The sequence below is a fragment of the Mesorhizobium sp. M1A.F.Ca.IN.022.07.1.1 genome (assembly GCF_003997575.1).
GTDB lineage: Bacteria > Pseudomonadota > Alphaproteobacteria > Rhizobiales > Rhizobiaceae > Mesorhizobium.
In genome coordinates this window covers 1-6,386 of sequence record NZ_RZST01000331.1, presented here as the reverse complement: position 1 = coordinate 6,386, position 6,386 = coordinate 1, and the positions used below count along the sequence as shown (strand labels likewise).

Here is a 6,386-nt window from a genome sequence, read left to right as displayed (position 1 = left end):
TTCGCGCTGTGATGCCATGCTGCTCCAGAAATACCGCCACGTCGGCGAGGCTGTTTCGAGCATCCTGCCCGGAGTCGGCTTCCATCGTTGCAATGACAACCTCGTTGGCATTGGCCAGGAACGGCAACGAGTCGGACAATGCCCTTCGTGCTTCCCTGCCGTCCTTCCAGGCGACCAAGACGGTCTTTCCCAGGATGTGTTCGGCATTGCCCGCGACGACCAGCACCGGCCGGCCAACGCCGAGCACAAGGCTCCCGACATCGACGGCGCGAAAGACATCATCCCCGCCATCAGCGGTCACGATGAGATCGGCCGAACGCGCCGCTATGCCGAGGGCGCGTGTCGGACCGCAAACATATTGCACCCACTCGCTGCTGATCGAGGCCGGAACGAGGGTCTCGAAACTGTCGCGCAGTTTGGCAAGAAGCTTCTCGATTTCCGTGCGCTGAATCTGCATGATCTCGCCTTCGTAGACTAGGCAGTCGTCGGTCGCCACCAGGGGCGGGACGTCGGCGGCCGCCAGGCCTACGAGGTGAGCGTCGAAGCGCTTCGCCAGTTCTGCCCCTAGCTTCACAATCGGCGCGGGGTCTGCATCAACGGCCAGGTTGACCACGATCGTTTTGTAGGACATGCGGGCACCTCACGGAACAACAGTAGCTTCCTGCCAGCTCGCGAGGCGCAGCACATTGATGTTAGTCAAATGGTACGGCTGAACGTTGCAATGCACGGCATTGAATGCCGATACTGACGGTTAAGTCGGATCCCGCAACGAGTCTCGTTCGTCTTTGTCCGGGCCCCAGGCACGCCAGTGAGTAGGACGAATCTCGACGCGAGCTCCGGTCACCACGTTCCTCCACCCCATCGACCCCTTCTCACAGGGAAACACAAGCGGATGCACGCCGTCCTGGTCGATGACGGCCAGCTCGAGACTGCGACCAGGAGGGGCGCTTATGATGGGATTCCACATCGTCTTAGTCTGATTGAAGGTCTCCTACGACGCTTTGATTTGGATCATTTTTGGCATCGAGCCTCGTCGCGGCGAGTCGCCCATAGAGGCAGGCCTTTGGCCAGCCGGCCCGTGTCAAGCGTCGACGCCAGGCCGCATCGCCTTGACCTCGTCAATCGGGATCGCTGTTTGGGTAAAATCACCCTCTTTCTCGAAGATCATTGATGCAGATCAAAGATGGCCAATTCAACGCCGTGCTTTGATGCAGGCCTCGATAGAGAGAGCGCGAATTGGCGATGCGGGCGCGACGATCCGCGCCAAACGCGGAAATCGCGAAGCAACAGACCTGTTCAATGACTCCTGTCGGGCGGGTGCGCTGACCTCCAGCTCCAGCACCTCGTGGGAAACCTGAGGTGAAAGGCGGAGGCAGCGGCACCTGTTGGAGATGAACTTTGTCGCAAGGAGAGAACCATGGCCGAAGCCGCTACCAAACTCCCCGTGAAGTCTGAGAAGAATGCCCCCGCCACCGCCAGGTCGGACAACTGGGTTGGACCGTTCGAGAGCCTGCGCCGCGAAATCGACCGGCTGTTCGATGACTTTCATCCCTTCGATTTTCGCCTGCCGTCCACGCGTTCGCTGTTTGGCCGGGATTTGCCGGCGGTGAACAGCACATGGTCTGTGGCACCGGCGATGGACTTAGTAGAAAAGGCCACCGCTTATGAGATCACCGCCGAACTGCCGGGCATCGACGAAAAGAACGTCGAGATCAAGCTCGCCAACCGGGTGCTGACGATCAAGGGCGAAAAGAAGGAAGAGAAGGAGGAAAAAGACAAGGACTATTTCCTCTCGGAACGCCGCTACGGCTCCTTCCAGCGGTCGTTCCAACTGCCTGAAGGTGTGGACGCCGACAAGATCGACGCCAGCTTCACCAAGGGCATCCTGACTGTGAAGTTGCCCAAGACGGCGGAAGCCCAAAAGGCCGAGAAGAAGATCACCGTCAAGGCCGCATAGCGGCGCAAATGATCAGTTCCTCAGTGCGCCGCCGGGTGCACTGAGGGCGAACCTCCCTGCCCAGCAGGGCTGACTCGCCTACGCTGCTGGATCGTCTGCCTTGGATGGAGCGACTGGCTTCGGATTTTTGTCTGCCTGGCGCTCTGCGATCTCGAGTTTCTCCTTCTCATGCGCAAGCAAATCCTGGATCGCGCGCCGCTTTTCCGGGTCGGTCTCGCGGGCGAGCAAATCTTCGAAATGGGCAATGTTGGCCCTTGCAATAAACCGGTCCACGACTGACCCTCAATCGTCGACTTTCGAGTTTATACCTAATAGCTTCGGTATCCCACCCTTGCTTGTTCACATCTGCTGCAGCCATTTGCAAGCGGCTGCCGATCCGTTGTGTTCAGGCGTGGCCAGCTTCTGAACCCTCTCCTTGACAACCCCGGACGTAATTTTTGACCTAACGCAATTCGCGCAGACCTGAATGGCGATAATGGAACAAGTTGAAGGGTCACAACGATGGCACACACTGTTTCACACACGTCAATCGCACATGCCGCCGAGCAGGCACAGCAGTGGGTGAACGAGCTTGCCAAGGACTTGGATTGGAACGAACAGAGCGCGTTCCGCCTGCTGAAATCGGTCCTGAAGGCTCTGCGCGACTGGCTCTCGCCCGAGGAGATGGCGGACCTTTCGGCCCAATTGCCGACGCTGATCAGAGGTATCTACTTTGAAGGCTGGAACCCTGCCGAACCGGCTTGGGAGCGGTCGAAGCGCGATTTTGTCATCCGCGTCCGAAACAGCTTCGGCTACGAACCGAAGATCGACGTCGACATCGCAATCGCGGCGGTGTTCAGGCTTCTTGACCGCCACATCTCCCACGGCGAGATCGTCCAGGTCCGCAATTCGATGAAGAAATCGCTCCGTCAATTATGGCCGGAGGGATAGCCGATGTTTCGCGACCGCCAGGACGCAGGACAGAAACTCGCGAACGAGCTTGCCAAGATCCCTCTGCAGGATCGGGTTGTTCTGGCCTTACCCCGGGGTGGCGTTCCAGTTGCCGCTGAGGTGGCCAAGGCCCTCAAAGCGCCACTCGACCTGATCCTCGTGCGCAAAGTCGGCGCACCCGGCAATCCGGAATTGGCTGTTGCCGCTATAGTCGACGGAGATCCTCCGGACGTCATTCTCAACCGAGAGATCGTGGAAGCCTACGCACTCGGCGACGACGAGCTGCGCGTTCTGATCGCCAAAGAGCGCCCAGAACTGGAGCGCCGCCGCGCGACGTATTGCGGCAAGCATGCAACCAAGTCTGTCAACGGCAAAACGGTGATTATTGTCGATGACGGGGCTGCCACCGGGACGACGATGAAGGCTGCGATCCGGGCACTGAAGCACCGTTCGCCGCGAAAAATCATTGTCGCGCTTCCAGTGGCGCCGGCGGATACCGTTACCGAAATTGCTGAGGAAGCGGACATGATCGTCTGTCTCAGTCAGCCGGCCCGTTTCCGCGCGCTCGCGTACTATTACCTCAACTTTCCGCAGCTCTCCGACAGTGAGGTTCTTGGCATGATGGATGAGGCTGCCCAGACACGTGCGGGCAGCCATAGCAGGAATAAGGGAAAACGCTCAGTCGCGCATCCCGCAAACAAATCACGGCAGCAAGCTGGCGCTGACGAATAGGAGCTTGCCGATGTATATCCGCACCCTTTCCGCTCTGGAATGCACAAAAATACTGACGGCCAATCGCGTCGGCCACCTGGCCTGCGCGAGGGATGGGCAACCCTACATCGTCTGCTTCAACTACGCCCACGCGGACAATCACCTCTATGCCTTTTCCTTGCTGGGCAAGAAGATCGAGTGGATGCGCACCAATCCGCTCGTGTCCGTGCAGGTCGAAGAACACGGCACGAGACGTGGCTGGCGAAGCGTGGTCGTCAACGGCCGTTATGAGGAACTCCCCGATCGGATCGGACACAAGATGCAACGTGATCACGCATGGTCCGTGCTGAGCAAGCACGCCGACTGGTGGGAGCCTGGCGCGCTCAAGCCAGCCACCTCATCGGACGCCGAGCACCTTTCCCACATTTTCTTCAGGATATTCATCGCGGAAGTTTCGGGCCGCGAAGCACTGGAGAGCTAACCCTACGATTGCGAGGCCGGGGCGAAAGCCTCGCCAGATCGACCGCTGGGGAAGCAGTCGGCTGCAAACGCAGTCCAGTTGAGGCGTCGTCATGGACTCGCTCATAGTCCGGCTTGGGGTCGCCATGGCGATAGGGTTGCTCGTTGGCCTCGAGCGCGGGTGGCGAGAGCGCGACGCGCCAGATCGCAGCCGCACGGCCGGAATCCGTACATTCGGCATTGCGGGGCTTCTCGGCGGCGTTGTCGCGGCATTGGCCGAAGCGCTCAACGCGATTTCCGTGTTAATCGCCGGCTTGCTTGCCTTCGCGGGCATCTTCGCATGGTACAAGGCACGCGAGGCCGCGCACGACGAGGATTTCAGCGTCACGACCGTCATTGCAGGTCTCGCCGTCTTTGCGCTCGGCGCGCTCTGCGTGGCCGGCGATTTCCGGGTTGCAGCCGCGGGTGGCGCAGCCCTCGCCGCACTCCTAGCAAGCCGCGAAGTTCTGCATCGGCTCCTGCAGCGCCTGAGCTGGATAGAACTTCGTTCTGCGCTGGTCTTGGCGGCGATGACGGCGATCGTGCTGCCCCTGCTGCCGGACCGCACGTTGGATCCATGGGGAGGCTTCAACCCATGGGAGATCTGGTTCCTGACGGTGCTGATGGCGTCGATCTCGTTCGCCGGCTATATCGCCGTCCGTGTGCTGGGAAATGCCCGTGGCTTGCTTGTCAGCGCGCTTGCCGGCGCAGTGGTCTCGTCAACCGCGGTCACCTTGTCGCTGGCCAGCACCGCCAAGACAGTGAGCAATCCTTTGCCCTTTGCGGGCGCGGCTTCGCTGGCGGCGATGGCCTCGATCTTGCGTGTCTGCCTCGTGGTTGGCGTGCTCGCGCCGAGGGCGTTGGCGAATATCGCCGCCCCCGCGCTCGCAGCCGCACTGGCATTCGCCATTTGCGGAACAGTCGCATTGACAGGCCACGCCGGGAAACCAGAGAACCCTGCCCTGACGCGCAATCCATTCGAATTGGCACCTCTGCTTATCTTTGCCTTGCTTTTTGCAGCCGCCTCGACAGGGAGCGCTGCCTTGGCATTCCAATTTCAGGAGCGGGGCCTGCTGGCGAGCTCCGCGATCGCCGGTGCATTCGATGTCGATGCTTCGGTGCTCAGCGCCCTACGCCTGGTCGAACGTTTGATCTCGATCGAAACGGTAGGACGCGCGGTGCTGGCGGCGCTGATGGCAAACGCGATCGGACGCCTTTCCCTGGCGGCATTAGCAGGTCCGGTGAGATTCTGGCGCCCCTGGCCGGCATGACTTTGATTGCCGCGGCTGCGGGTTACTGCGCCATGCAATTCCTGTAGGTCCGTACGAGCTTCATCTGCGCTCGGCAGTCCCCTCAAGGAACTGGATTTGACCAGCATCAAGGCGCTGACCTCTCTTTGCTGTTGAATCCTCCCACTGTCCGCAATTCGGGAGGGCATCATGTCCACGACAGAAATCAACATCCCAATCCGGGAAGCCAAGGCGACGGCCTCGACGAAGTTGCGAGTGGGATCCCTGACAGCTCTCGTCATCGGCTCGATGGTCGGCTCGGGCGTGTTCAGCCTACCGCAGAACATGGCGGCCGGCGCCGGTCCGCTGGCAGTCCTGATCGGCTGGGCGATCACCGCCGTCGGAATGCTCGCACTGGTGTTCGTCTACCAGTCGCTGGCGGTGCGCCGCCCCGAGCTCGACGCGGGTCCTTATGCCTATGCCAAGGCAGGGTTCGGACCCTTCATAGGGTTCAACAGTGCCTGGGGCTATTGGATCAGCGCATGGGTCGGCAACGTGTCCTACGCTGTGATTGTCTTCAGCGCGCTGTCCTATTTCTTCCCGGCCTTCGGTGACGGGAATACATGGCAGGCGGTGCTAGGCGCCTCGATCCTGTTGTGGCTCATCCATTGGCTGATCCTCGTAGGCATTCGCCAAGCCGCGGTCGTCAACACCATCGTGACCGTAGCCAAGATTGCTCCCGTCGTCCTTTTCGTCGGGATAGTCGCCGTCGCCTTCAAGCTAAACGTCTGGTCGCTCGATTTCACCGGGCTCGGCAACGTCTCTCTCGGCTCAATCGCCGCTCAGGTGAAGAGCACGATGCTGGTGACGCTTTGGGTCTTTATCGGCATCGAAGGCGCCAGCGTTTTCTCCGCTCGGGCGGAACGCCGCAAGGACATCGCGACCGCAACCGTGCTCGGCTTCTTCACCTGTCTCGCGCTCTATGCCCTGGTGGCGCTCCTTTCGCTGGGCATCCTGAGCCAGCCCGAACTGGCCGCTTTGAAGAACCCGTCTATGGCGGG

Annotated in this window: 7 protein-coding genes and 1 pseudogene; 6 read left to right on the top strand and 2 right to left on the bottom strand. The window is 60.6% G+C overall.

Annotated elements, in window-relative coordinates; genetic code table 11:
• Positions 1–631: universal stress protein (locus EOA75_RS26765; RefSeq protein ID WP_127325573.1), on the bottom strand; the 631-nt coding region annotated here is incomplete at its 3' end.
• 786 nt (positions 632–1,417) lie between these two features.
• Here EOA75_RS26765 and EOA75_RS26755 point away from each other — a divergent pair.
• Complete coding sequence (locus EOA75_RS26755) at positions 1,418–1,957, top strand: Hsp20/alpha crystallin family protein (RefSeq protein ID WP_127325571.1); 540 nt, start codon at positions 1,418–1,420, stop codon at positions 1,955–1,957.
• Positions 1,958–2,035: 78 nt separating this feature from the next.
• Here the strand turns inward: EOA75_RS26755 and EOA75_RS26750 are convergent, their stop codons facing one another.
• Positions 2,036–2,230, bottom strand: coding sequence for a hypothetical protein (locus EOA75_RS26750; protein WP_127325570.1), 195 nt, complete (start codon positions 2,228–2,230; stop codon positions 2,036–2,038).
• A 228-nt stretch (positions 2,231–2,458) separates the two neighbouring features.
• On the opposite strand from EOA75_RS26750, the gene EOA75_RS26745 reads away from it, so the two are divergent.
• The 5 genes and pseudogenes from EOA75_RS26745 to EOA75_RS26725 form a co-directional block, all read left to right on the top strand.
• Complete coding sequence (locus EOA75_RS26745) at positions 2,459–2,887, top strand: DUF2267 domain-containing protein (protein WP_127325569.1); 429 nt, start codon at positions 2,459–2,461, stop codon at positions 2,885–2,887.
• Between the two features lie 3 nt (positions 2,888–2,890).
• Positions 2,891–3,619 carry a phosphoribosyltransferase gene (locus tag EOA75_RS26740; protein WP_127325568.1) on the top strand — a complete coding sequence of 243 codons (729 nt, stop codon included), beginning with the start codon at positions 2,891–2,893 and terminating at the stop codon, positions 3,617–3,619.
• A gap of 10 nt (positions 3,620–3,629) precedes the next feature.
• On the top strand, positions 3,630–4,079 hold the full coding sequence (locus EOA75_RS26735; RefSeq protein WP_127325567.1) for a pyridoxamine 5'-phosphate oxidase family protein: 450 nt from the start codon (positions 3,630–3,632) through the stop codon (positions 4,077–4,079).
• 91 nt (positions 4,080–4,170) lie between these two features.
• A pseudogene (locus EOA75_RS26730) lies at positions 4,171–5,414 on the top strand (MgtC/SapB family protein).
• Positions 5,415–5,535: 121 nt separating this feature from the next.
• Positions 5,536–6,386, top strand: an 851-nt coding sequence (locus EOA75_RS26725; protein ID WP_127325566.1) for an amino acid permease, incomplete at its 3' end; no start/stop codon positions are given.

What these genes read in the sequence shown, in the direction of transcription:
- EOA75_RS26745 (WP_127325569.1), top strand. Translation starts at nt 2,459, where the DNA reads ATGGCACACACTGTTTCACACACGTCAATCGCACATGCCGCCGAGCAG.
- EOA75_RS26740 (WP_127325568.1), top strand. Translation starts at nt 2,891, where the DNA reads ATGTTTCGCGACCGCCAGGACGCAGGACAGAAACTCGCGAACGAGCTT.
- EOA75_RS26735 (WP_127325567.1), top strand. Translation starts at nt 3,630, where the DNA reads ATGTATATCCGCACCCTTTCCGCTCTGGAATGCACAAAAATACTGACG.
- EOA75_RS26755 (WP_127325571.1), top strand. Translation starts at nt 1,418, where the DNA reads ATGGCCGAAGCCGCTACCAAACTCCCCGTGAAGTCTGAGAAGAATGCC.